The sequence below is a fragment of the Ensifer oleiphilus genome, from assembly GCF_013371465.1.
Lineage (GTDB): Bacteria > Pseudomonadota > Alphaproteobacteria > Rhizobiales > Rhizobiaceae > Ensifer > Ensifer oleiphilus.
Genome location: NZ_JABWDU010000008.1, coordinates 13,255 through 38,198 on the forward strand (window position 1 = coordinate 13,255; position 24,944 = coordinate 38,198).

The 24,944-nt window shown below is 62.3% G+C and carries 23 protein-coding genes; 9 read left to right on the forward strand and 14 right to left on the reverse strand.

From position 1 onward, the window contains the following. From HT585_RS24815 to bcsN, 3 genes are all read right to left on the reverse strand, one after another. Entirely contained in the window at positions 1-2,346 is a 2,346-nt protein-coding gene (locus tag HT585_RS24815; protein WP_176355473.1) for a cellulose biosynthesis cyclic di-GMP-binding regulatory protein BcsB, read from the reverse strand. Beyond that, positions 2,343-4,520, reverse strand: coding sequence for a UDP-forming cellulose synthase catalytic subunit (gene bcsA / locus HT585_RS24820; protein WP_077502468.1), 2,178 nt, complete (start codon positions 4,518-4,520; stop codon positions 2,343-2,345). Before bcsA ends, HT585_RS24815 begins: the two co-directional genes overlap by 4 nt. A gap of 112 nt (positions 4,521-4,632) precedes the next feature. After that, the gene (gene bcsN, locus HT585_RS24825) at positions 4,633-5,517 is read right to left on the reverse strand and encodes a cellulose biosynthesis protein BcsN (RefSeq protein ID WP_343214077.1); all 885 of its coding nucleotides are present in this window, start codon (positions 5,515-5,517) and stop codon (positions 4,633-4,635) included. A 396-nt stretch (positions 5,518-5,913) separates the two neighbouring features. Between bcsN and HT585_RS24830 the strand changes: the two genes are divergently transcribed. The 3 genes from HT585_RS24830 (at position 5,914) to HT585_RS32140 (ending at position 7,971) form a co-directional block, all read left to right on the forward strand. Next, on the forward strand, positions 5,914-7,083 hold the full coding sequence (locus tag HT585_RS24830; protein ID WP_176355475.1) for a methyltransferase: 1,170 nt from the start codon (positions 5,914-5,916) through the stop codon (positions 7,081-7,083). A gap of 185 nt (positions 7,084-7,268) precedes the next feature. After that, positions 7,269-7,568 carry a hypothetical protein gene (locus HT585_RS24835; protein ID WP_176355476.1) on the forward strand — a complete coding sequence of 100 codons (300 nt, stop codon included), beginning with the start codon at positions 7,269-7,271 and terminating at the stop codon, positions 7,566-7,568. 280 nt (positions 7,569-7,848) lie between these two features. After that, the gene (locus HT585_RS32140) at positions 7,849-7,971 is read left to right on the forward strand and encodes a hypothetical protein (RefSeq protein ID WP_281410705.1); all 123 of its coding nucleotides are present in this window, start codon (positions 7,849-7,851) and stop codon (positions 7,969-7,971) included. Between the two features lie 91 nt (positions 7,972-8,062). Here HT585_RS32140 and HT585_RS24840 read toward each other — a convergent pair whose 3' ends face one another. Further along, on the reverse strand, positions 8,063-8,926 hold the full coding sequence (locus tag HT585_RS24840) for a LysR family transcriptional regulator (protein ID WP_176355477.1): 864 nt from the start codon (positions 8,924-8,926) through the stop codon (positions 8,063-8,065). A gap of 76 nt (positions 8,927-9,002) precedes the next feature. Here HT585_RS24840 and HT585_RS24845 point away from each other — a divergent pair, with 76 nt between their 5' ends. Genes HT585_RS24845 through HT585_RS24855 form a run of 3 tightly spaced genes read left to right on the forward strand, consistent with a single transcriptional unit; the run spans position 9,003 to position 11,863 of the window. Then, the gene (locus tag HT585_RS24845) at positions 9,003-10,157 is read left to right on the forward strand and encodes a four-carbon acid sugar kinase family protein (protein WP_176355478.1); all 1,155 of its coding nucleotides are present in this window, start codon (positions 9,003-9,005) and stop codon (positions 10,155-10,157) included. Positions 10,158-10,173: 16 nt separating this feature from the next. Further along, positions 10,174-11,178, forward strand: coding sequence for a 4-hydroxythreonine-4-phosphate dehydrogenase PdxA (gene pdxA / locus HT585_RS24850; RefSeq protein ID WP_176355479.1), 1,005 nt, complete (start codon positions 10,174-10,176; stop codon positions 11,176-11,178). Between the two features lies 1 nt (position 11,179). Next, positions 11,180-11,863: a 4-hydroxythreonine-4-phosphate dehydrogenase gene (locus tag HT585_RS24855; protein WP_176355480.1), complete on the forward strand. Its 684-nt coding sequence runs from the start codon at positions 11,180-11,182 to the stop codon at positions 11,861-11,863. Here the strand turns inward: HT585_RS24855 and HT585_RS24860 are convergent. From HT585_RS24860 to HT585_RS24895, 8 genes are all read right to left on the reverse strand, one after another. Next, positions 11,860-12,447 (reverse strand): gluconokinase, encoded by a 588-nt coding sequence (locus HT585_RS24860; RefSeq protein WP_176355481.1) that lies wholly within the window; start codon positions 12,445-12,447, stop codon positions 11,860-11,862. The genes HT585_RS24855 and HT585_RS24860 overlap by 4 nt on opposite strands. 166 nt (positions 12,448-12,613) lie before the next feature. Next, positions 12,614-13,309, reverse strand: a complete 696-nt coding sequence (locus HT585_RS24865; protein WP_176355482.1) for a class II aldolase/adducin family protein — start codon at positions 13,307-13,309, stop codon at positions 12,614-12,616. 19 nt (positions 13,310-13,328) lie between these two features. Next, a complete protein-coding gene (locus tag HT585_RS24870) occupies positions 13,329-14,774 on the reverse strand; it encodes an FGGY-family carbohydrate kinase (protein WP_176355483.1) in 1,446 nt (481 codons plus the stop codon). A 50-nt stretch (positions 14,775-14,824) separates the two neighbouring features. After that, positions 14,825-15,673, reverse strand: a complete 849-nt coding sequence (locus HT585_RS24875; protein WP_176355484.1) for a sugar phosphate isomerase/epimerase family protein — start codon at positions 15,671-15,673, stop codon at positions 14,825-14,827. Positions 15,674-15,675: 2 nt separating this feature from the next. Next, positions 15,676-16,674, reverse strand: coding sequence for an ABC transporter permease (locus tag HT585_RS24880; protein WP_176355485.1), 999 nt, complete (start codon positions 16,672-16,674; stop codon positions 15,676-15,678). After that, positions 16,671-17,672: an ABC transporter permease gene (locus HT585_RS24885; RefSeq protein WP_176355486.1), complete on the reverse strand. Its 1,002-nt coding sequence runs from the start codon at positions 17,670-17,672 to the stop codon at positions 16,671-16,673. The genes HT585_RS24880 and HT585_RS24885 overlap by 4 nt, the downstream gene beginning before the upstream one ends. Beyond that, positions 17,665-19,179 (reverse strand): sugar ABC transporter ATP-binding protein, encoded by a 1,515-nt coding sequence (locus HT585_RS24890; RefSeq protein ID WP_176355487.1) that lies wholly within the window; start codon positions 19,177-19,179, stop codon positions 17,665-17,667. Before HT585_RS24890 ends, HT585_RS24885 begins: the two co-directional genes overlap by 8 nt. A gap of 183 nt (positions 19,180-19,362) precedes the next feature. After that, positions 19,363-20,355: an autoinducer 2 ABC transporter substrate-binding protein gene (locus HT585_RS24895; protein WP_176355488.1), complete on the reverse strand. Its 993-nt coding sequence runs from the start codon at positions 20,353-20,355 to the stop codon at positions 19,363-19,365. Between the two features lie 243 nt (positions 20,356-20,598). Here HT585_RS24895 and HT585_RS24900 point away from each other — a divergent pair, with 243 nt between their 5' ends. The 3 genes from HT585_RS24900 (at position 20,599) to HT585_RS24910 (ending at position 22,823) form a co-directional block, all read left to right on the forward strand. Beyond that, positions 20,599-21,657 carry a LacI family DNA-binding transcriptional regulator gene (locus tag HT585_RS24900; protein WP_176355489.1) on the forward strand — a complete coding sequence of 353 codons (1,059 nt, stop codon included), beginning with the start codon at positions 20,599-20,601 and terminating at the stop codon, positions 21,655-21,657. A gap of 89 nt (positions 21,658-21,746) precedes the next feature. Continuing rightward, a complete protein-coding gene (locus HT585_RS24905) occupies positions 21,747-22,196 on the forward strand; it encodes an Lrp/AsnC family transcriptional regulator (protein WP_176355490.1) in 450 nt (149 codons plus the stop codon). Between the two features lie 3 nt (positions 22,197-22,199). Then, positions 22,200-22,823, forward strand: a complete 624-nt coding sequence (locus HT585_RS24910; protein WP_176355491.1) for a LysE family translocator — start codon at positions 22,200-22,202, stop codon at positions 22,821-22,823. A gap of 303 nt (positions 22,824-23,126) precedes the next feature. Here the strand turns inward: HT585_RS24910 and HT585_RS24915 are convergent, their stop codons facing one another. Both HT585_RS24915 and HT585_RS24920 read right to left on the reverse strand, forming a co-directional pair. Continuing rightward, entirely contained in the window at positions 23,127-23,543 is a 417-nt protein-coding gene (locus tag HT585_RS24915; RefSeq protein ID WP_176355492.1) for a GFA family protein, read from the reverse strand. A gap of 244 nt (positions 23,544-23,787) precedes the next feature. Next, the gene (locus tag HT585_RS24920; protein WP_176355493.1) at positions 23,788-24,792 is read right to left on the reverse strand and encodes a DUF535 family protein; all 1,005 of its coding nucleotides are present in this window, start codon (positions 24,790-24,792) and stop codon (positions 23,788-23,790) included. Positions 24,793-24,944 lie beyond the last annotated feature (152 nt).

Consider the following 24,944-nt stretch of genomic DNA (forward strand, 5'->3'; position numbering starts at 1 on the left):
TCATGGCCGGCGCCCGAGCCGACTGAGCATGGATGACGTGGCAAGCCCGAGCAGCACCGACAAGACCACCAGCGCCACGGCGTAAAAGAGGATGTTGCTGGAAAGCCAGTTGGCAATGATCAGTCGATAGTTGCCGATCGACGCCGGCCTTGTCTGCACGAACTCGAAATTGGTCACCGGCACCACGTTGATGGCGCCACTGGCCGGCTCGTAGGTCGAGATGTGTCCGGCGATCCTTTGCCATTGACGGATGTCGGATACGGCTGAAACGCCGTCGCTCAACAGCTTGGCGGTCGGCGCAGCGACCAATGTCCACGTGGCGTCATCCGTCGGATTTGCCCCTTGGGCGATGAGCAACGTTGCCGTTTCCGGCGGCGCGAAATCGGCCTGTTCCTGTGGCAGGATACGCAGGGAACTGAGTGAGATGTCGAACTCCTGCTTCACCCAGTTCTGAAGCGCCGTGATCTGGGTGCGCCAGGCGCCACCGCTCAAGCGCGTCTGCCATTCATCGATTGCCTTCTGCGTATCCTCGCCGCGGCCGGTGGCCTGCGCGCTGCCCCAGGACATCTGCCGGCTGGGATCGATGCCGACCTGGGTGAGTACCGTCTTCGGCAATTCAGGCAAGGTGCCAACGAAGAGTGCGTTGCGCGTACCCGCGGCCAACGGCGAAACGATCGTCTCAACGGCGATCGGTCGACCGCCGGCAACCGCAAGCCGTGCAAGGAACGTCGCTGCGGCCGACAACGTGTCGGCATCCGCCCGGTCGATGAAGAGCGGGATCGTTCCGGCACTGTTGCGATAGGGGGCTGCCGCGCCGGACAACGCCGCAAGATTGGGCCGAAGACCGATCCGCGCGAAGTTGGGCATATGGAGTTCCGACGTATCGAACAGTGCAAAACGCGAATCCGTCGACGCCGGGGCGCCCGGTGCGCAAACCTTGTCCTGTTCCGTCAGGAGCACGGCCTCGAGTTCAATCAGGTTCGGTCCGGGCCGGAAATGGCGCATCGTCACGTTGATCGGCAGATGACGCAGAATGCCGCCCGTCGCCGAATCGAACGGTACGGTCGAAGCGATGTTGCCGTTGACGTAAATGTCGATCCGGCTGCCTGGGAGAACCGTCTCGGTATAGGCGGCGTCCAGCAGGATCGTCGCCTCGCCATAGGCGTCCGCATAGAAGTCCGACGGCACAGCCACCGAAAACTTCGACCGGAAACGGCGCCCGGTAAATTCGCTTGTCGCGACACCCAGTTCCGAGAAACGCAGCCGCGTACTGCCCGCGACCACCGGCGTTTCGGGCAAGAGCCAGCGCTCCGTATTGATGATGTCGCGGGGAACCTCGCTCGGTCGGTCCATCGGTTCGGCGACGGCCTCGATAGCGGCCCGCACGGCTGGCCAGTCGGGACCGCTCAGGACCAGAACTGGTGCATTTGTCTTATCGTCGTGGACAAAAGCGGTGACCGATCCGCCGGCGGCGCCATCGGGCAGCGCCGCGAGCAGCGGTGACACCTCGTCGACGGTGCCCGCAACCACGGTCAATTCGCCGGGCTTTCCCAACTCCGGCAGGCCCTGGCTGAGGATCACCCTCTGCGCCGGCATGTGACCGCGCAGCGCCAAACCCTGGGCGAGCCGCATCATATCGGCAGTGCGGCTCGGCTGCGCCATTCCCGGAACGACGAGATTGAACCGCGTGCGGCCATTGCCGTCGACGCCAACGGCACGGATGTCGTCGACGCTCGCAAAGACAGCGCTCTCGGCATCGGCAAAGCTGATGAAAGCCGTGTCCGGAGCAATTTCGGTCCACAATTCATAGGTGGATTCGATGGTGCAGTCGGTGCGGTGGCGTTGTTGCACACGGAACCGGATGTCATTGGAACCGGGGCGCAGCAAACCGGCACGCAGCTCGTAGCTACGTTCCTCGGGGGTATCCGACGCTTTGATCGGCCCTTCGCCGACCAGCTCGCCATTGACGAAAACCGAAAGGGACGAGACCTCCGGTGCAATCACGATCGCATTCTGATAACCGAAATTCAGCGTTGCGGGCGATTGCGCCTGGGCCGGCGTCAAGTACATCGACCAGGTGCGTTCATCGACCTCGCCGCTGAGCGACAGCGCGTCAAAGGGCACGATATACCGCCTGAAATCGTGGCGCGCGCCGCCGCTGAGCGTGTCTGCCCCGGCGTCTGGCTGGATTGCCGGCTGGCCCCCACCCCCCTCTTGCTTTGGCATTTCGACCGGCGGCTCGGCCGCCGGACGTTCACCCGACATGTCGAACGGGTTCGATTGAGCGAAGGTTTGCGTGGTCGCGGCAAGAAGCACGACAAGTAGGGCGGCAAGCGTCCGGTTCATCGCGTCGCCTCCGCTTGGTCGGACGAGCGCAAGCTGCGGGCGAAATAGATCAGGCCGCGGCTCATCTGGTAGAGAGCCAGCCACAGGAACCAAACCGTGCCGCCGACCAGACCCGGATTTCCGCGCCGCGCCTTCTGGAATTCGCTCCATTGCTGGGAGTTCGCAAAGATCAGATCCGCCACCAGGCTGTGGTGGCGCGCCACCTCCGGCAGGTAACGGCAACCGAGCGTGGTGATGTCGCCGGCGATTTCCTTGTTCTTGACCGCAACCGGCAATGTCTCGGAGGTGCCGTCGCCGCTATAGGGCTCGAAGCGGATGAGACCGTCCGTGTCGACGGGAAGCGTCGCCGCATCGACGCCATAGACCTGAACACGGGCGCCGTTGGCCGATACGTCTTCAATGGTCGCCGGGTACCATTGGTCCGCGACGCCGAATTCGCAGCGCCGGCTGACCTTGACGCGCCGCGAGGCCGCTTTTTCCCCACGCTCAGAAACGACGCCGAGCGCGCAGCCTGCCATGATCAGGTTGAGCAGGTTCCACCCGCCCACGACCAGGGTGACGTCGGCCTTGTAGGGTTCGGTATAGACCCGGTAGACCGTCATCAGAAGCGCGACGAAAAGCACGGCAAAGATGACGAAGAACGGTCGGCTGATTTCCGACAACCGGCTTTCCTGGATCGACTCGTCCTTGGCAGTCACCTTGAAGGTGGGCCTGCTCGGGCGCATCAGCACCGAGATGACCGCCGGCAGCAGATGCACGGTCTGGGCATATTCGTACAGCTCCGATATCCACGGCCAGCGGAAGGCGCCGTAGAGATAGTTCTGCATCATCAGGTTCACCATCATATAGGCGAGCGTATAGGCGAGGAACTCGCCGCCGGATGCGGTGAAGATCTCCAGATCGAAGAACAGGTAGAAAAGCGGTGCGAACAGAAAGATCGTGCGCGACACCGGAAAGAGCCAGAACAGCGTCGATGACATGTAGCAAAGCCGCTGCGGGATCGACAGTCCGCGCTTGAACAGCGGAAACCGGAACAGAAGGATCTGCATCATGCCCTGGGCCCAGCGGCTGCGCTGGCCGATGAAGCTGGCAAAGGTTGCCGGCTGCAGTCCGGCAATCAATGGCCGGTCGACATAGATGCTGTTCCAACCGCGGCCGTGCAGCGCGAGTGCCGTTTCACAGTCCTCGGTGATGCTCATGCCGCTGAAGCCTTCGGTATCCTCAAGTGCCTTGCGTCGTAGCACCGCCGCCGAACCACAGAAGAAGGCCGCGTTCCACTTGTCGAGGCCGCGCTGGATGATGCCGTAGAACATCTCGTTCTCGCTCGGCATCTTCTCGAAGGTCCGCAGGTTGCGCTCAAGCGGATCGGGGTTGAGGAAGAAGTGCGGTGTCTGCACCAGGAAAAGCTTCGGGTCGCTCTCGAAATAGCCGACCGTTTCCAGCAGGAAATCGCGTGCCGGCGCGTGGTCGGCGTCGAAGACCGCGATCAGTTCGCCGTCCGAATGCAGCATGCCGTTGTTGAGGTTGCCGGCCTTGGCGTGTTCATTGCGCTCTCGGGTCAGATAGCGCACGCCAAGATCGTCGCAGAGCGCCTGCAGTTCCACATGCCGGGCAGAGGCACGCTGCGCCTCCACCAGGTTCATCGAGTAGCGCTTCTGCTGCGTGCCGCCATCATCGAGCAGCCAGACCGTCAACTTGTCGGCCGGGTAGTCCATGCCCTTGGCCGCGGCCAGCGTATTGGCAAGCAGCCCCGCATCCTCGTTATAGGACGGGACGAAGACGTCGACCTTCGGAAACGCGCCAGGCGAAACGGCCTTTGCCTTGCGCGGCGGCAGTGGCATCGCAACGACGAACAAGCTCAGCGACAGCATCATGACGCTGTACATTTCGGCGAGATAGAGCAGGAAGCCGGGGATGAAGTTCTCAAGCTGGTTCAGCGGCGGCAGCGTGCTGGTGGTGCGCCAATAGACATAGCGAAGCACGATGGCCGTACCGAAGGCGAGCGCGATCAGGCGCCAGCGACCTTCGGCCTTGATGAGCTTCAGGATCGCCATGAATGTGACGACCAACACGCTCACGATCAGCTGGGTCTGAAGATTGACCGGCAACGTGATGACTGCAATGACGCAAAGGGAGAAAAACGCCCATGCCGCAACGGGACCGATCTTGCTCATTCATTCTGCCTTCCAGCATTCGGCATCATGCCACTGGTATCGCTTGACCTGATTTCACCTGGGCTTTTGCAAGCCCGATATCAGCCCATACCAAATGATGGTTAGGAGCTGATTAAGGGCAATTGCCTCCCGCCGGCGCATCGCAGGCAGGCGGGGGAACAATGACAGTCGCTCCAGTCTTTGCCACTCCACCTGGCTCAGGCAGCGGGACAGAATTCGCCGTCGCCGGCACCGCGGCGGGTTGCTGACGCACCGGTTGCTCGACGCGGACCGTACGCCTGACCGGCGCAGGTGCCGTCATCACGGTTGCGGGTCGAATGTCGGCGGGCGCCGGTTCCTTGCGGTAGATCGGGTTTCCAACCCTGCCGATGCCCGCCTCCAGCGGCGGCGGCGCGCCGTAAGGATTCCAGGCGGGATCCCCGAACGTCCCGGTAATCGTGTATCCGTAGACGGGCGCCAAGAGCTCGTTCTCGCTCGCACCGACAGCGCAATAGCGGAAACGGATCTGAATGGTGCCGTAGCCGTTAAGCCGCGAGCGATGGTTCTCTGCGCCACGGATCTGCTGCCAGGCGAAAATGCAGGCGTCATCGCCGCGGCCACGGCCATAGGCATAGCCGAACGGCCCATAGTTGTTCTGTAGAAAATCCGACGACTGCGCCAGCGCCACGCCGGGGAGCGCACGCCGTGCCTGCCGCATCATCTCGGAGCTTCTGACTGCGACGTAGCCGCTCGTCTTCTGCTGGTCGAACCGAGCCTCCATCGGACCGAAGAACTGCACGCGCAGGACATTCTGTCCAGGCGTCGAAGCCGAGGTGAAAAGGTAAATATCCTGCTCGATCGCGTTGGTCTTTCGACGCTCGACCACGTTGAGAACCGCCGGCCCACCCGGCGGCGGCAGGATCAGCGCATTTTCTGCCGGAACAATGACCGCATTCGTCGGCGTGCCGACATCGTTGTGCGTCGAGCAGCCAGAAACCAGAGCGCCCGCGGCGAACACAGCCGCAAACGCGACCGCGCCTCGCAGCCAGACAGCGGCTGCGGAACGTTCGCTCCGTGCGCCGAATCGCTTGCTGAAAAATCGTCCTGCCATACCGGAGCATTAGTTGATTCAGGCAAATTCGCAAACCCGTGAAGGATAGGGGATAACATTTCGACATTCACCGCGAGGGACAGATCTGATGCTGGACGCTATCGCAAGTGGCGGAACCGGATCGCCATTGCGCATCCGATCAATGGTCGTCGAACCGCCAGCGGCGCTGGACCGAAAAACAGGCCGCCAGAGGTATCGCTACTCCCTTTGCTCCCTGACGTACGCCATTTTTGCAGATCGACGGACGATGAAGCTGCCACTTAAACTTCCCCTTCTACACCAGTCGAGTGGAAGAGGGACGAAATGGCGCTGCCTGCTGTCACATCGAAACCGGAGGATCGCGTCGCGATTGCGCACTTGGGTCAGGCCTTGAAGACCGCGCTCGCAGACGAGAAGAGCCCTTTGAAATCGTTTCTGAATGGAGATCCGCAGCCTCGCCGGGCAATCGAGCGGGACCTGGAACCGACTGCTGTCGATGACCTCCTGCGCTTCGGCGTTGCGGAACAGGCAGGTGATCTTCTACGTCCACGATTTCAGGCGCAACTTATCGGCCCGCATCTCGTCTTTTCGGACCTGCGCCAGTCCATGCGCGTGGTGCGCAAGACGGAGGAGCGGAACGCCTACGTCGATCCGATGTGGGAGGGGCCAACGCTCTCCAATCTGCTTGTGAGGGAACCTGCGGAGAGTGGCCTGGATATGGGATGTGGCTGCGGCGTCATCGCCCTGGCGATGTCCACCTATTGTAGGAGGGTCGTGGCTCTGGACATGAACCCCAGGGCGCTCATGCTCGCGCGCTTCAACATGGCGCTGAACGGTGTCGACAATGTCGAAGTCCTGGAATCCGACCTCTTCTCGGCCGTGCAGGGAGCGACCTTCGACCGGATCGTTTTCAATGCACCGGTTGGCATGGAACTCCTGCCGCGCAACGCTCTGGAGTCCGGGGAGCAGATCTTGATCCGGTTCTTCAGCGCGCTGAGCAAGCACCTCAAGAGCGGCGGCATGCTTCACATGAATGTATGCGTGAAGGAATGGAGCAGGGCGAGCTTCGCCACGAACCTGCGCGCATGGCTCGGAGAAAACCACAGAGATTTTCAAAGCCTTTTCATCGAGTTGTGGCGTGTCGAACGGGGCTTCAAGTTCAAGGTTCGTCGATGGCTTGCCCCCTTCGTGCTGCCGCGCCAATACGGGCGCTTGCTTCACATTCGCCGCGGCCTGCTTATTGCCGAAAGGAACGGCGTGGCACGACACGCAGAGACAGCCTCTTCCTACGATACGTGGGCGACATCTCTCGGGCCCCGGTTTGGGGCATCATTGGTGAAGTCCCTGTTGGGTGCCGATCCCGGCAAGGCGCCCGCCGGCCCCGCAACCGCAGTGCTCAATACCTTGGATGACGACCACCGCCCTTTGGGCGGCTCCGTGACAACGGCAATTTTCAGCAAGCTGCAAAACGTGCCGGCGGCGGCCCTGCTTTGACCGATTGCGTTCATCGTCCGACAAGCCTTGGCCGGCCCGCCAGTCTGGCGCGGATACACCGCCACGTCTGAACATCAACGTTCTCATGGCACATCGAGAACGCAATACCAGCCTGCGCTGATAGTGACGGACTGCGTAGGACGATGTGCGGTCATCCGGCAAGGAACATACCGCAGAGCTATGCCTTGGCATCGGTCGAGGATTGCGACGCGACCGGTGGCCGACACACGGCCCACCCGAAGGGCCGGGCGCTTTTGACCCGGGACTGCATCGACAATCCGCACATGTCATCGGTCGGTAGAATTGTTGCCGGACTTGGCGCCGTGTGGCGCTTTCGTCGTTGGATACGAGGCAATTCTGTTGCGGCCACCAACGGAAAACACGGACCTGTCAAAACAGCGAACAAGTTCTTGCAGGCAAAATATTTCCAAAATATTCTGCGCCTTTTATTAATAATTCATGCCAATTTCGCGATTAACCGTTAAATTCTTTCACCAGGAGATATTTATCTTCTCTGCGCATTTACTTCTAAAAATCCGACGCGCAGAATAGAAAAACTTTCCGGCCAAATGATTTTCGACGGCCTTTTCACCTAAGAACGAGCCGCATTAAGCTTAGGCTGGAGATAGATTCGATCTGCCTGATCGAATTCTTGAACGAGCCAAAGCCTCTGCCAGCAGGTTCCTTTGAGACCGTCTCGTCATCGCAGCGTGCTGCCAACCATGGTTGGCTGCCGTCGCAAGCAGAGTGAAATTGGAGTTCGTTATGAGAAGCCTACTTCCTGCCCGTTTCCAGGATTACGATTTCACCCCCATTTTCGTGGGTGCCGGATTCACACTTGCCATCGCCATCATCGCCTATGGCTCCTTGTTCGGCCGCATTCTTTAGATCGTGGCCTGTTCAGTAGCACGCACCAAGGACGCTCAAGCGTAGGCCGCGATATCCGTGAGCTTTCCGCCCTCGCAGGCAGGAGCTTTGCTTATGCGACCTGCGTCTGCAGCCAGCTCTTGAACAGCAAGGCATGCGGCGTCTCGGGTTTCAACGCCGCTTGGATGAGGCCGTATTCGGAGCCGTCGGGCGTGAACCCCATCGGGGCGATCAGCCGTTGGTTGCGAATATCGTCCAAGGCGATGATCCTTGGGCAGATCGCCACACCGAGGCCACCGGCTGCGGCTTCCGCCATGAGGAAATGATGATCCATGTAGCGCGTGGCGCGTGGTTTCGGCGCGCCCGGGTTTGCCCGCTCCCAACTATCCCAGGCATCGGGCCTCGTCTTTGACGCCAAGGCGACATAATCACCGGCCCAAAACCGCTCGACCATGCCGGCCTGCATCACAGGCCCCATCTCCTCCCTCGTCAGGATCGTGACCGCGCAACGTGAGTCGATGGCAAAATCCAGACGCCGGATGGCAAGGGTCACGCGGTCACGGGAGAAGTCGAACGCTCCGCCACCGACAGCGAGGTGCAGATCAACCTGCGGATACCGGTCTTGAAAATCGGCCAGCCGCGGGATCAACCAGCGCATCGCCAGCGATCGTTCGCACGAGACCAGAACCGGTTGCGCCGAGGTTGCACTGCGCAGTTCATCGAGGGTCGTGGAAACGACGGCCAACGCCTTGGTCGTTGCCTGGGCCAACTTCTCGCCGTCTGCGGTCAGGCGTACTCCACGGCCATGCGTTTCAAGAAGTTCAAGACCGAGATCACCCGCGAGCTTGGACACACGGCGACTGACGGCGCCGTGAGTGAGGTTCAACTCCGTGGCGGCGGCGCGCACCGAGCCCAGCCTCGCCACGACTTCGAAGGCGCGCAGGTCGTCAAGAGAGGGAATATCCGAGCGTTTCATTGGTGACTAAGTATCACCAATACAGGTCAGATCATATCGCTTTTTTACCACTTATCAGGGCGGTATTGTCACCGTCATGGAAAACTTTGGTGATATATTCAGTCGCATCTGCATCGTCGCCGACGACCTCACAAGTGCGGCGGATGGGGCCAGTCCCTTCCTGGCACGTGGCCACAGACCCCGCATCCATCGCCGGACACTGGCGGATGTTGAAACGGCCATCTTGTCGGTCGATACCGGCAGTCGCAGCATGTCGGCGACGGACGCGGCGGAGGCAACGAGAGCAGCCGTCTCGGCATTCGCCGGAGATCGTACCCTCTACAAGACCATGGACTCGACCTTGCGCGGCCATATCAGGGCGGAGATTCTGGCTGCCTTCCACGCCAGCGGACGGCAGCGCCTGGTAATCGCGCCTGCCTTTCCCGCTGCAGGGCGCACGACGATCGACGCTATCCAGTGGCTTGATGGAAGGCCTGTTGCCGACACTTTCTACGCGCAGGATCCGGCTCATCCCACACGCACCTCCAACATCCGCGACCTCGTCGACCCGAGCCTAGGCACCCCTGGCCTCGTCACGATCGAGATGGGCGACGCTGAGGTTCGCACGGTTGCCTCAAGCAACCGCGTCGTCATTGTCGATGCGGACAGTCAGGAAAAGCTGAACGACAGAGTGGCACGTCTTGCGCAGATGGGGCCGGCGCTGTGGGTCGGCTCACCCGGCATGGCCCAGGCGCTCGCCAAGCTGACGGCCCCCGCCACTGCCGGCGCTCCCGCAACACCGGCGCTGTCGGTCCGACGCGTTCTTGCCGTCGTGGGCAGCGCCAACAGGGTCAGCCGCGAACAGACGCCTGCGCTTCGCGCGGCTGGCGCCGCCATCTCCACGCGAGCCTCCGACATTTCCAGTGAAACCCAGATCGCCTGCCTCAGCGCGCCGGCGTCACGCCAGTCCGATGCCAGGAATGTGCTTTCGACGCTTGTCGACGAGGCCTGTGCCGCGCTCCAACAACAACGCTTCGACGCCGTCATTGCAACTGGCGGCGAGACCATGGACGCCCTTCTGCAGCGGCTGACTGTGAAGAGTTTCGCTCTGATCGGGGAACTCGAACCCGGATTTCCCATGGGATACGCCACGCGCGAAACGGGCCAGTCGCTTGCCATCGCCTTGAAGGCCGGGGGCTTTGGCACACCGACGACGCTCCTGAACGCGGCACGGCACCTTGTTTCGACATAAAACGGATAAAGCACCCATGATTGACCCAGAGCGCCCTATCGCCATCACCATGGGCGACCCATCAGGCATCGGTCCCGAAATCGTTGCCAAGGCAATGCTCGACGGGCAGATCCGTCGACGGTGCATCGTCGTCGGCGACCCACGCGTGATGGAGCACGCCTTCTCGCAAATAAACACCACGGTCCGGATCAATACGATCCGGGATATCAATGCAGCCCGGTTGGCGGACGGATCCGTCAATCTGATCGCATCGTCGTCACTCGACGTCCTGCCACCGGTCGGGGCCGTCGATCCGGCCAGCGGAAAGGCCGGCTTTGACGCGATCACGGCGGCAATTGATTTTGCCCTTGCGGGCACTGTGGCTGCCATCGTCACGGCGCCGATCCACAAGGAGGCCCTTGCTGCCGCCGGCGTTTGCCATCCCGGGCATACGGAAATCCTCGCCGAGCGGGCCGGAGCGTCGCGCGTCGCGATGTTGCTTGCCAACGCAGATATTCGAACGGTTCTCGTCACCATCCATTGCTCTCTGCTGGAAGCGATACGGCGTGTGGAATTCGATGCCGAGCTATCGGCCATCCGGCTCGCACATCGGGGCGCGCGGGCCCTCGGCATCGAGGCGCCGCGGATCGCTGTCGCGGGCCTCAACCCGCATGCCGGCGAAGGTGGCCTGTTTGGGGATGAGGAGATCGCCATCATCGCACCGGCGATCGAAGCGGCGCGACGAGAAGGCATCGATGCCAGCGGCCCATGGCCGGGCGATACCGTTTTCATGCAGGCGCGACACGGCCGTTTCGACGTCGTGGTGGCGCAATACCACGATCAGGGGCTCATCCCCGTGAAGTATCTTGGACTGGAGAAAGGCGTGAACATTACACTGGGTCTGCCGTTCGTCCGCACCAGCCCCGACCATGGAACCGCGTTCGACATTGCCGGGCGCGGGATCGCAGACCCGGCAAGCCTCAAGACCGCAATCGACTATGCCCTCCGCCTTGCGGACGCGGCACCCGAACAGGAAAGATAACATGTCCGAACCCGACTTCATCTTCATGCTGACGCGCGATGACCGCACCGTGGCGGATGCTGCCGTTCACTTGCAGACGGCGCTTGCCGCAGGCGTGAGACACATCGGCTTCAAGGATATCGGGCTGCCCTTTGCCGAGCTTGCCGCCCTCAACCGGACGATCCGGGACAATGGCGCGCGCAGTTACCTCGAAGTGGTGTCGCTTGATGTCGACAGCGAAATCGTCTCCGTCAGGGCAGCGGTCAAGTTGGGCGTCGATTATCTGTTGGGCGGCACCCATGTTGCCGAGGTGCTTCCGCTGATTGAAGGAACCGACATCAGATATTATCCCTTCGCCGGCGGGATCACCGGGCATCCAAGCGTCTTGGAGGGCTCGATCGCAGACATCGCGGCCAGCGCCATCGATCTGGCAAGCCACGATGGCGTCCACGGGCTGGACCTGCTCGCCTATCGCTCTCAAACAGATGTTCCGGCGCTGATCAAAACCGTTTGCGCCTCCGTGAACAAACCGGTGATCGTTGCCGGATCGATCGATAGAGCCGCTCGGATCCAGGCCGTTATCGACAGCGACGCTGCGGGCTTTACGGTCGGCACCGCCGCACTCGACGGCGTGTTTCCGGCATCGCGGCAGGGTCTGGCGCAGCAATTGCTGGAGATCAGGGCCGCAATGGCAAAAGCGTCCTAACGCGAGCCCAAACCGGCATCCCGCGGTGCCGTCTTGCCCGGCAAACCCAGGCCTCGGAGTGCTGCAAGCGTTGCCTTTATCACATCGACCGCGGATTGATCGACATCGACGACGACGGTCCGGGGCTCGGCGATCGGCTCCTCCAGCGTCGCCAACTGCGTGTCGAGGAGCGATGCCGGCATGAAATGACCTTCGCGGTGCTGCATTCGGCCGGAGAGGACATCGCGGCTGCCGTGGAGATAGACGAAAGCCAGATCGCCACCGGCACTCTCGCGCAGCAGGACGCGGTAGCTCCGCTTCAGCGCGGAACAGGAAACGACGATTGGCTCGGCACTTGCGGAAAGCTTCCGGCCGATCTCGCCAAGCCAGGGCCAGCGGTCCTCGTCGGTGAGCGGGATGCCGGCCGACATCTTGGCGATATTGGTTGGCGGATGCAGGGCATCACCCTCGATGAAGGCATAGCCAAAAGCCCGCGCCACCGCCTCGCCGACAGAGGTCTTGCCGCTGCCGGAAACGCCCATGACGACGATCGAGCCGGGGAACTTGGCCGCGTGGCCAAGGGGGGATGTGTCGGGGCTCGCCATGGATCGTTCGTCTCTCCGGCTCGTGATTGCGACGCCGTTTGCTGATAGCGCCGCACCGGTACCGAAACAAGCCGACTTGCAGCGAAACCGCTTTGGCCTCAGACAAGAGCGCTTCGGCTTTCGCGTTTCCTCGGAGAAACCGGTGCGCAGCTTTCGCTGGAATATCCTAGCTGGCGACCCGTGGGCGGGCGATGTCGTTGACGCCCTCGTCGTCCGGCGCCTGGCCGTAGCTCATCCGGCGCATCTGGGCGATCACCCGCTCCATCTCGTCGTCCGGCAGAACCGGCGGCTCGCCGAGCGTCAGTGCCTGGACGTACATGCGCGAGAGCGTCTCGATCTCGATCGCCATCCACAGCGCCGATTCCAGCGTCTTGCCGAGCGATATCTGGCCGTGTTGGCCGAGCAGGCAGGCGGTACGGTCCTTGAGCGCCACGAGCGCATTGTTGGAAAGCGCCTGCGTGCCGAAAGTCGCATATTCGGCGCAGCGGATCGTCGTGCCACCGGCGATACCCGTCATGTAGTGAAAGCTCGGAATGGTCCTGTGGTGGCAGGCAAGCGTGGTCGCATAGATCGAGTGGCAGTGAAGCACCACGTTGATATCGGTGCGCTCGCGCAGGATGTCGCGGTGGAAGCGCCATTCGGATGATGGCCGGGGGCCGGTATAATTGCCCTGAAAATCCATCTCGACCAGATCGTCCGGCTGCATCGTGTCATAGGCAAGCGAGGACGGCGTGACGAGGAAGCCGTCGGGCGTGCGCACCGAAAGGTTGCCGGCTGTCCCCTGGTTGATGCCGCTCGAATTCATCCGGCGGCAGATGTCCACCATCTCGCGGCGGAGGGAGAGAATATCGGGCTGGCTCATGGGGTTTCCTTTCGATGTGTCATTGAAAAACAGGTTCGGCTTGCCGGCGCGCAGTTGCGCGCCACTCTGCGGCGTAGTCGGCAATGGCGGTCGCGAGGGGTGGGACATCCGCAGGTTCGGCCAGCGAAAGCGGTGCCGGACGTCTCCGGATGCCTTGACCGGCAAGGAGTGCAGCACCGGACGCGACGCCGTAGGCGTCGAGATTGAAGCGAACGTGACGGCCGGGCAGCAAAGCGGCGACCAGACGTGCATAGAGCGGATCGCGCAGGAAGCTGCCGTCGAGGACGACAAGGGATCCCGCTCCCAGCGCTTCGACGCATTCGGCGGTCAACAGCGCGCAGTAGATGAGCGCCAGCGCCTTGCGTTCCACTGCGGTCTCCGGCTTCGGCCCGATGATGCTGCCCTGTCCCGCACTGCCGGGAAAAAGGCCGCTGTCGTCGCCGAAGGAAGGAAGCGCCATGGTTCTCCCTGCGATAAGCCGCAGGACGACCTGTTCGGGCACGGGTCCGTCCGGCGGGTCCCGGCCCGCGACATGCGAGAATTCGCGGCCGCCCATCGTCAGCACACCGCCAAGCGGCTTACCGAAGAGGTCGCTGTTGAGCGTCATGCCGCGATGTTCATCGAGCCGGTCAAGCGGCGTCTGCCCGGAAAACCCGACGATCCAGGTTCCCGTGGAAATGACGGTAAACTCGCGCAAGCCGGCGGCCTGGTAGCGGTAGTGGTTCAAGCTGCTGTCGTGTGCGCCGGTCAGGATCCGAAGATCCTGCGGCAAGCCATGACGGCGTGCCAATTCCGCGCGCACCGGCCCGAGATCCTGCCAGGCGTCGGCAAAGGGAGGCATCAGCCGGCCCCAACCGCGCTGATCGACGATCGGCGCAAAATGCCGTTCCGCCACGTTCCAGAGATGCGATTGCGCGCCGAGCAGGCTTGCCTCCGATGTCGCCACGCCGGAAAAACGCCAGGCCCAGTATTGCGGCAGGCCGAGATACCATCGCGCCCGTGAAAATGCCTGCGGTTCACGCTCCTGCATCCAGTAGAGCTGCCGGGCCTGGTGGGTCGCGGCATGCATCGTTGCACTGCCGCGATCGAAGAACGAACCGGAGAGCGGCGCATAGCCGGTCCGGATAACCTCGGGCGGCCCCTGTTCATAATCGATCATCGGCAAGGCCGCGCCGTCACCGCGATCCGGATCGTCTCCGACCAACACGCCGCCGGAACCATGTCCGGAGGCGACGAAGGTCGAGAGCGGGTGGCGCCGGGCAAGCTGTGCGAGGCCGCAGAAGATCCACTCGCCGATAGCGCCGAGATCATGATGAGACCAGGGCGGGCCGGGCAGCACCGGGTTGGCGATACTGAGTGTCTCGAGCACGGCACCATCCACCGTTACGGCATTGAGCTTGACGTTGGTCTTGCCGACGTCGAGCACCGCGATCGTGCCATGCTCGCTCAGTGATGGTGTTGGCATGATGCAGCACCTCCCTCACCTTCCGAACCGCCAAAGACTGGCCTGCCCCGCTAGATCAGGCCGTACTGTTTGGCCTTGTTGCGCAGGAACGGCAGCCCGTTGCCCATCACTTCCTCCTCGTCCTTGGCGACGGGCCGCCAGACGGCGAGGCCATAGGCGACTTCCGGCGGCATGTTGATGAAGCTCTCCATCGCAAGCCCGCCCTTGAAGCCGATCGCCGCAAGCGTCGCGAAGATTTCGTCCCAGGCGCAGTTGCCGTAGCCCGGTGTGCCTCGGTCGCTCTCCGACAGGTGGATGTATTTGATATGCTCGCGCGCATCGAGGATGCCGGTGCCGATGCCCTTTTCCTCGATGTTCATGTGGTAGGTGTCGAGATGCACGAAGACATTGTCTGCGCCGACGCGCCTGATCATATCGACGGCCTGCCAGCCGGTGTTGATCAGATGGTTTTCGTAGCGGTTTACCGCCTCGACGCCCAGCTCGATGCCGCGCGACTTCGCGTGTTTTGCCGCAGCCTGCAGCACGCGGGCGATGTTGTCGTATTCGGCTTCGGTCGGCGGTACGCCGGTGCGCTCGCCGATGCCGCCGTAAATGACCCCGGAAAGCGCCTCGCCGCCGAGATCGGCAGTCTTGTCGATGGCGATCTTCAGGTGCTCGATCGCGGCATCAGGCCGGACCGACGCCCAGGCGCTCTCGGGAAGGCCGAGCGAGCAGACGGCGCGCAGCTTGTTCTTTTCCAGGAGTGCCTTGGTGTGGGCCGTGTCGACCGCCGGCGGATTGAGCATCGGGATCTCGATGAAATCGACTTTGTACTTGACCGCCGCCGCGACCGCCCGCTCGGCGCCGGGCCGATCCCAATTCATGGTCCACATGCTCGTATGGACGCCAAAACCCTGCATGATCACGTTCCTTTTCTGACAAATGAAATCTTGAACTTGGATGCGGCGAACCGCAGCACCATGACGCCGACGAGCAGCAAGCCCCAGACGGCGGTGGCCAAATGCTGGTTGGCGCCGATCAGGTTGAGCCCCGATGACAACAGCTGCAGCACGACGAGCGCCACGAACACCGGAATGACCCGGCCGAAGCCGCCGAACGGATTGACGCCGCCGAGGAAGCAGGCAAGCACCGTGATCAGCAGGTAGGACTCGCCGTGACCGATGCGCACAGAGTTGAACCGCGCCAGCATGATGATACCGGCAATGGCACACATGGCGCCCGAGAGCGTGTAGACGAGCACGATCACCTTGCGGGTGTTGATGCCGGAGTAGCGCGTCGCCTCGATATTGGAGCCGATCATATAGGTGTTGAAGCCGAGCTTGGTGCGGGTCAGAAGCAAATGCCAGGCGAGCACGCAGGCAATGAAGACGATCAGCGGCACCGGGACACCCGCGATCGAGCCATGGCCGAGCGGACCGATGAAGGCCGGGAAACCCGAAACGTCGCCGCCGCGCGTCAAGAACTCGCCGAGGCCGCGCAGGAAGATCATCATCGACAGGGAGACGAGGATCGGGTGGGCGCGGGTGAAGGCAATGACCAGGCCCATGACCACACCGCTTGCGGCACCGACCATGACGGCAAGGATGCAACCGAGCGCGAAGGCGCCTGCACCGGCATCGGCACCGCCATTTGCCTGCAGCACCCAGGCGAGCGTGAGGCCCGCGATATTGGCGGTGAAGGTCACGGCAAGGTTCAGGCCGCCGGTCAGGATCGGCAGCAGCATCGCAAGCGTCAGCAGCCCGAGTTCCGGAAGTTGGAACGCGACCGAGCCGAAGGTCGCAGCGCTCAGAAACTGCGGCGAGACGAGACCGAACACCAGGATCACGGCGACCAGCGCCAGGCCGGGACCTGCCATCTCCGGGCCGAGCCATGCCTTCAGGCGATCCGAAAAGGATGTCATCGGCGTGCACCTTTCTGAGTGACGAAGGGCAGAAGCCGTTCGATGCTGGTGTTGGAAAGGGTGATGGCGATCAGGATGATGGCGCCGACGATCATCTTGAAAGCGAAGGGTGAAACGCCCATCAGGTTCAAGCCGTTCTGGGTGATGGCGATCAGCAGCACGCCGAGCACGCAACCGAGAACCGAGCCCTTGCCGCCGCCGAGCCTGGCGCCACCGAGAACGACGGCGGCCAGCACATCGAGTTCGCGGCCATAGAGTGCGTTCGGCACCACTTCCTGGGCGTAATGCGCCTGCACCAGTCCGCCGATGCCGGCCATCAGGCCGAGCCAGCCGAAAGCGATGAACTGCATGGCGCCGATGTTGATGCCGAAGCGGCGCGCGCCTTCCGGATTATCGCCGAAAGCGTAGAGCTGCCGGCCGGTGGTCGTGCGGGTGATCAGCACCCAGGTCGCAATGACGCACAACACCATCACCAGCACCGGAAGGGTGATCTCGATCCAGCTGCCATCGGCCATTTCATGTTCGAACAGAACGACGCGATCGGTCAGCCACTCCGGCAGGTCGTAGATCGACACGCCCTTGGTGAAGAACATCAGGAGGCCGAAGTAGATGTTGAAGGTCGAGATCGTCGCAACGATCGAGATGATGCGGAAGCGATGGATCAGGAGCGCATTGACCGCGCCGAGGCAGATGCCGATCGATCCGGCGATGACAAGGCCCGAGACCCAGCCGCCGCCACCGATCCAGCCGAGCGCGATCGCCGTGCCATACTGGACGACCGAGGCGGCGACTGCGAAGGAGATATCGATACCGCCGGCGATCAGAACGACCAGCAGGCCGACGGCGAAGATGATGTTGACCGAACTGGTGTTCAGGAGATCGAAGGCGTTGCCGATCGAGAAGAAGTTCGTCGTGGCAAACGACAGCACCGTGCAGATGACGGCAATCACGGCGATGAGCGCGACCTCGGTCGCATGGGTGCGGGCGAAACTATGCATAGACCGCCCCCTCGATTTCGGCGAGCGGAACGCTGCGCGGATCGTAGCTGCCGACGATGCGGCCCTGCGCCATATGCAGGACGCGGTCGGCGTTGAAATAGACTTCCGGCACTTCGTCGGAGATCAGGATGATGGCGAGCCCTGTCTCAGCGAGCTTGGCGACGATGTCGAAGATGCCGGCACGCGCGCCGACGTCGACACCAACCGTGGGCGCATCGAGGATCAAGAGTTTCGGGTCGGTCGCCAGCCACTTGGCGATGGCGATGCGCTGCTGGTTGCCACCCGACAGTGTCGAGATCGCGTCGCTCTGCAGCCCGATCTTGACGCCGAGATCGGCGATCCAGCCGGCAACGAGCTTGCGCTTGCGCTCGTCCGACAGGAAACCGCCGGAGACGATCTTGCCGAGCGAGCTAATGACGAGATTGTCGGCGATCGACTGCGGCTGGATAAGCCCGAGCGACAGGCGATCCTCCGAGAGGTAGGCAACACCAGCCTTGATCGCATCGCGGTTGGAGGAGAAATGCACCGGCTTGCCCTCAAGCGTGATCGTGCCGGCTGCGGGCTGCAGCATGCCGAAGAGCGTTTGCGCAAGCTCGGTTCGGCCGGCTCCGAGCAGACCGGTAATCCCAAGCGTCTCGCCGCGTCGAACGGTCAACGATATGTCGTCGAACTGGCCGGGGCGGCTCAGGCCCTTCACGTCGAGCACGACGGGCTGATCCTGCCTGGCGGTGGCGCGCACTTCCTGGTCGAAGGTCTTGCCGGTCATGAGCTCGGTGATGCGCGATTGCGTCATGCCCTCGGCGGGATAGACGCCAACCAGCGCGCCATCGCGCAGAACGGTGATGCGGCTTGAAATTTCCAGCACTTCCGCCAGGCGATGGCTGACGAAGACGACGGCGACGCCTGCGGCCGATAGGCCGCGGACGATGTCAAGAAGATGGTCTGTTTCCGATTGCGTCAATGATGCAGTCGGCTCATCCATGAAGACGAGCTTGGCTTCGCCGACGAGCGCGCGGGCAATCGCCACGATTTGGCGCTGGGCAATGGCATACTCCTTGAGCGGCAGGTCGACGTCGAGCGTGATGCCGAGGCGCTGCAGAGCGTCCGTCGCGATCTTGCGCATACGGCCGTAATCGACCAGCTTCGGCCAGCGGCCGAGAACGGTCTGGAACGCGATGTTTTCGGCCACGCTCATCTCGGGGAAAAGCGCCAGATCCTGCCAGATGACCTGAATGCCGCGATCCTGGGCGGTCACCGGCGACATGTGCGAATAGACCTCGCCGTCATATTCGATCGAGGCGCCGTCAGCCGGGCGGTAGACACCGGTGATGATCTTGATCAGGGTGCTCTTGCCGCAGCCGTTCTCGCCAGCCAAGCAATGCACCTCGCCCGGGCGGACGTCGAAGCTCACATTCTTGAGCGCCTTGACGCCACCGAAGGTCATGTTGATGTCGTTGAGGGACAGAAGCGGCTTTTCGCTGCCTCCCGTGGGTGCAAGCTGTTGCATGAACGTGTGCCCTAAGGACCGTTTTTGAAGGACGTGCCAGGCCGACCGAAGCCGGCCCAGCAGCCGGGAGAACCCGGTGCATGCTTCCCTGAAGCTTGGTCGCCTCGGGGATTAAGGCATGCAACAATTCAAAGTGCGGCAGCGGCCGTTGTGCACCTGATGGGCGCGCGCCGCTGCGGCTAATCAGAGCCCCATCGCCGCGAGATCGGCGACCGTGTCCTTGTTGATCGGCACGAGTTGGTCGACGATGATGTTGCGGTTCTCGAAGTCCGGCTTGACCTTGCCGAGACCTTCGATCTCGTCGCCGTCCTTGACCTCTTCGCCCTTCATCAGCTTGTCGGCGAGCGTCACGAACACTTCGCCTGCCTGCTTCGGATTCCACATGAAGCCGCCGGAGATCGCATCGGACTTGACGAGTTTCTGTCCCTGGCCTGGCGAGAACGGGCCGAAAACGAAGATCTCGCCGACCTTGCGGCGCTCTTCGACGGCACGCCCTGCCCCGATCGGTCCCTGGCTGCCGAAGGCAAGGAAGCCCTTCAGGTTCGGATGGGCCGAGATCAGATCAAGCGCTGTCGAGCGGCTCTTGTCGACGTCTTCGGCAACCCCGTAGCGTTCGCCGACCAGCGTCATGTCAGGATGGTTCTTCTTGATATAGGCGATGGCAGCATCAGCCCAGGCGTTGTGCAGCGGCACGGTCAGCGAGCCGACGAACACGGCATATTCGCCCTTGCCGCCCATTTTTTCGGCAAGCAGCTTGCCGTGCGCTTCGCCGAAGCCGGTCGATGACGCTAGCTCGAAGTCCCAATCGGCGCCCTTCTGGCTCGGCGATTCATGGGTGATGACGATGATGCCTTTTTCCTTGGCCTTGGTCAGAACCGGCTCCAGAACCTTGGCATCGTTGGGCACCACGCCGATGACCTTCACGCCCTGGGCGATCAGATCCTCGATGGCGCGCACCTGCAGCGCCGGATCGGCGCTCGTCGGGCCGACCATGAAGGCGTCGATGCCCAGCTTTTGGCCCCGTTCCTTGATGCCGGCCTCCATGGCGTTGAACCACGGAATGCCGCCGATCTTCACAACGACGCCGACCTTTCCGGATTCTTGAGCGAATGCGGCAGCCGCACCGGCAAGCGAAAGCGATGTCGCCAGAGCGGCGACCAGAATTTTCTTGATCATGTCTCTCCTCCACTCGTTCCCCATGGGGAACACGCCCGGCTGCACGAAGCGCCGGCCTCCAGTTTCAAATCGCAACTGGCTGGGAACGAATTCCCGCCTCCCTGATCGCCGCCTCCTCAGACGACCCATCATTTTGCACAATCGATATTTCTTGTTTGCACAATCGATGGTGCAAAGACTATTGTGCAGACTTAATCTTTCGTCAAGGGGAAATCGGCACTAAGACGATGAGGGAGGCCAACGATGACGAAGACGAGCAAGAAGAAGGCGACCATCTACGACTTGTCGGTGCTGTCAGGCAGCTCGCCTTCAACCGTGAGTGCGGTTTTGAACGGCACCTGGCAGAAGCGGCGGATCAAGGAGAGCACGGCCGCACTAATCCGGGATCTGGCGGAGACCCACCAATACACCGCCAACCGTCAGGCCCGCGGATTGCGCAGCTCCCGCTCCGGCCTCATCGGCCTGCTGCTGCCTGTCCATGACAACCGCTACTTCTCCTCGATGGCGCAAACCTTCGAGGCGCATGTCAGAAGCAAGGGTCAATGCCCGATCGTCGTCAGCGCCAGCCGCGACCCGGAAGAGGAACGCAAGACGGCCGAAACGCTGATCTCCTACTCGATCGATGAGCTGTTCATCTGCGGCGCGACCGACCCGGATGGCGTGCACGAGGTCTGCGAGACCGTCGGCCTGAAGCACATCAACATCGACCTGCCCGGCACCAAGGTCCCCTCCGTCATCAGTGACAATTACGAAGGCGGGCGCATGCTGACGGAGGCGATCATCCGCCGCTTCCCGGCGGATCAGCCGCTTCGCCCGGACGAACTCTATCTCTTCGGCGGTCGCGACGACCATGCCAGCCGCGAGCGTATCCGGGGTTTCCGCGCGGTGAAGCGCGAACTTCTGGGTGAAGACCCGGACGGCTGCATCCAGCCGACCGGCTACGCCCCCAACAACGCCAGGCTCGCCTTCGAAGCCTTCTACGAAAAACACGGCAAGCTGCCGCGCGGCGTGTTCATCAACTCCTCGATCAACTTCGAGGGCCTGTTGCGTTTCATGGCGGGACACCCGCACGAAAATTTCGCCGACCTAACCGTCGGCTGTTACGACTACGACCCCTTCGCCTCGTTCCTGCCCTTCCCCGTCATCATGATCCGGCAGGATGTCGAGGGCATGATCACCAAGGCATTCGAGGTGATCGAGGAAGGGCGGCCACAGCCGCGTATTCACCTGATCAGTCCAGAGCTCGTCCAGCCGCGCACCGCGCTGACCGGACCGCTCGACGCGCTCAAGGATTTCGGCTGACATAAGTGCGTCGCTGAATTTTCGGCCGTAACGCACAACTACAAGCGATTCATCTGTACATACGCAATATTTCCACGTATTCATTGGAAATGGATGAGATCGACAGAAAAATCATTGGAATTCTCGCGCAGGACTCCCGCAGGTCGCTGACCGATATAGGTGCGGCCGTGGAACTGTCGCCGTCCTCGGTCAACGAGCGCATCCGCCGGCTCGTTGCGAGCGGGGTGATCCGCCGCTTCACCATTGACGCCGACCATCGCGCGCTCGGGCTCGACGTGCTCGCCTTCGTCTGGGTCGGGCTTTCCCCGGATGCGGATGAAGAAGCCTTTCGCACCTTCATGGCCGGTCACCCTTCCGTCGCGGAATGTCACCACGTCACCGGCGCCTGGTCCTATTGCGTCAAGGTGCGCATGCCGTCGCTTGGCGATATCGAGCCTTTTCTGGCCGAGCTCAAGCGTCGCCGCTTTCTCGCCCGCAGCGAGACAGTGATTGCCTTGTCGACCGTCAGGGAAACCCAGTTCACCAGCCCGGAGCGCTGAGCGATGTCTGCATTGTTGTTCGCAAAAGGTCTGCTGCTCGGCCTCGCCATTGCCGCTCCCCTCGGCCCGATCGGCGTCTTGTGCATCAACCGCACGCTCGAACGCGGCTTCTGGGCCGGCGTCGCCGGCGGATTGGGGACGGCGCTTGCCGACGCCAGCTACGCACTCTTGGCGGCCGCCGGCTTTGCCGCTTTTGCGACCCTGCTCGCGACGGTGTCCACACCCCTCAGCCTCGCGGGTGGCGCCTTCATGATCTGGCTCGGATGGCGCGGGCTGCAGCCAAGTCCGGTCGCAGCCGCGGCCAAGGTCGGTGGGCGCGATCTCGTCCAGACGACCGCTGCCACCTTCCTGCTGACCATCGCCAACCCGCTGACGATCCTGTCCTTTGCGGCGTTCTTTGCGGTCCTTGGCCTGGCGAAGACAGGCGGGCTTGCCGACGCCGCCATCGTCGTTGCCGGTGTTTTCCTCGGTTCGCTTGCCTGGTGGATGCTTCTCAGCGGCGGGATTTCCCTTGCCCGGGCACGCCTGCCCGACAGTTTCGTCACGTGGGTCTCACGTCTTTCGGGCCTCGTGTTGATCGCCTTCGGCGCAGTGGCAATCGGCTCGGTCGTCGTGAACCTCATCTAGAGCGCTTCACCTTTAAACGGAAGCATTCTGCCGGAAGGAACTTCGGCCAGGACCAAGGCGGTTGGTGAGGAGCGCAGCAGAAGCTGCGGTCGAGACGGCCGCCGCCGGTAATGGCCGAAATTCATCCGGCCCTTCGGGTTGGCTCAAAACGGCCGCCCACTGTGTCGGATGGCTTGCCCGATGGACTGGCAGCGCTCTGCGCCATCCTTCGTGTGGAGCGGCCGTTTTGAGCCAACAGAATCGCTTCCGTTTAAAGGTGAAGCGCTCTAGCGCTTCACCGGAAGAAGGCCGCGCTGGCGCAGCCTATTCGGCCGCCGGCCTGACGCATTCGACATGCCACCATTTCGGGCGTCCGCCACGGTAGCTGTGCGAGACCGGGATGAGTTCGGCAGCGCTGGTCTTGTCGAAGCACCCGAGCATCAATGCCACGACGGGCGCATCGTCTATTGCGCCGATCGTGCTGCCGCAGGTGCCGCAGAAGGCCCGGCTGGAATAGTCTGACGAGCGATAGGTCGAGGGCACTCCGCCAGGCCCCGTCCAGGCAACGGCATCGCTTGGGAATTCGACCCAGGCGACGGTTAGCGCGCCCGAGTGCCTTTGGCACAGTTTGCAGGAGCAGGTGTGCGGTTTTCCGGCCGGCCCTTTCGCCTCGAACCGGATTGCTCCGCATAGGCATCCGCCTGTGTGCGGCTTGTTCTTTTTGGTCGCGGCTCTCGTCACGCGTTACCTCCAGCTGCAGTCTCGAATCATAATCAGCATAACTTGCAACGGGCAGATTAGTGTAGCGCCGCGATGACACACCCCATGAGGGCATCCGCGCGTTTGATCTTGGTGGCAGCGGCCTCAGTAACGACTTCACCAAGATCCGAAAAGCGCAACTTCATCGCGACGCCGTCCGGACAAACGCGGCGCCGTAGCAGCATGCCCGAAAACGTGACTTGTCTTGGGGAGCGTCAGCCGACAATCAATAAAACCATGCGCCGATGTCGCGAAACGCACGCTTGCTCTGGTCACGCCTGTTGCCGTCCCGCGCAGACGTGCCCTCGCCGATCGGCAGGCTGAAGCCGAAGGGATCGGACGGTTCACCGCCTCTGTCTGCCCAGTAGGCATCGAGATCGGCAACCATCATCCGCCGACGTTTACGCCGGCGGCGATTGATCACGTGCCTGTCGTTGGAAACGGCATAGATGTGCTTTGCGTTGCCCTCGGAGGCGAGCCCCTGCAGCGTCAGCAGAACGGCGTCTTTCGGCCGTAAGCCACCGAGGTCGCGGGTGGCGGTGATCAGCGCCCGCTTGCCATCGCCTCCGCGCGGCCCCTGCATGCCGCCGATCACCAGGCTATAGGCGTCATCATCGCAGCGCACGAAGGCGAAACTCACCGTGCAAAGCGCATAACGATCGCTTTGGCGGCTAAGCCTGATCGCAAAGGCGCCCTCGTGGCGCCCACCGCAATGGTCGGCCAACAGCAACTGGACACGGTAATTTTCACCGCGCCCGCCGACCGTTCCCATCTCCATCGATGTACCGCGCCAAAGCGCCATCAGCGAACGGCGCGACAGGACTTCGCTCGCAACATCGAAATGGTTCGTCAGCAGTTCAAGCCGCTGACTTGATCGAGCACCGTGCAGCAGAAATGTCGGTACCGACTTGCGAATGAGATCGTCGTGCGGAAGACCCAATTTGTAGCGGTCGCCGAACGCGCCGAGAAAAGTGAGCCATCGGGTCGTTAGCACCGGGTGGCGGGCGAGACGCATCGAGAACACCACCGCGCGCTTCAACGTCAGCCGCCCGCCAAGCTTGAGAACCTGCCACAGGATCTGACGGCCCGACCGGCCACGCTCCGGCATGTTGGCGGCGGCGACGAAGCCGACAGATGCCGGCTGGGTTTCAACTCTCTCACCACCGCCGTTGGGCAGCGATGGCAAGTCCGATCGAGCGCTGTATTGCGGCAAACGACCTTCCAGGGACATGGCGTAATTCCTTGAAAGCAAATGCTTGTCCAAGCACCGCCGGGATATCCGGCATCGCTGGGTTTGCCTCCTGTTTGTCAAGGAAATGCGGAGATGTGATCGGGAAACGAGCACCCCTTGGCGGAGCGGACTGCGAGCATCTGCAATGCCGA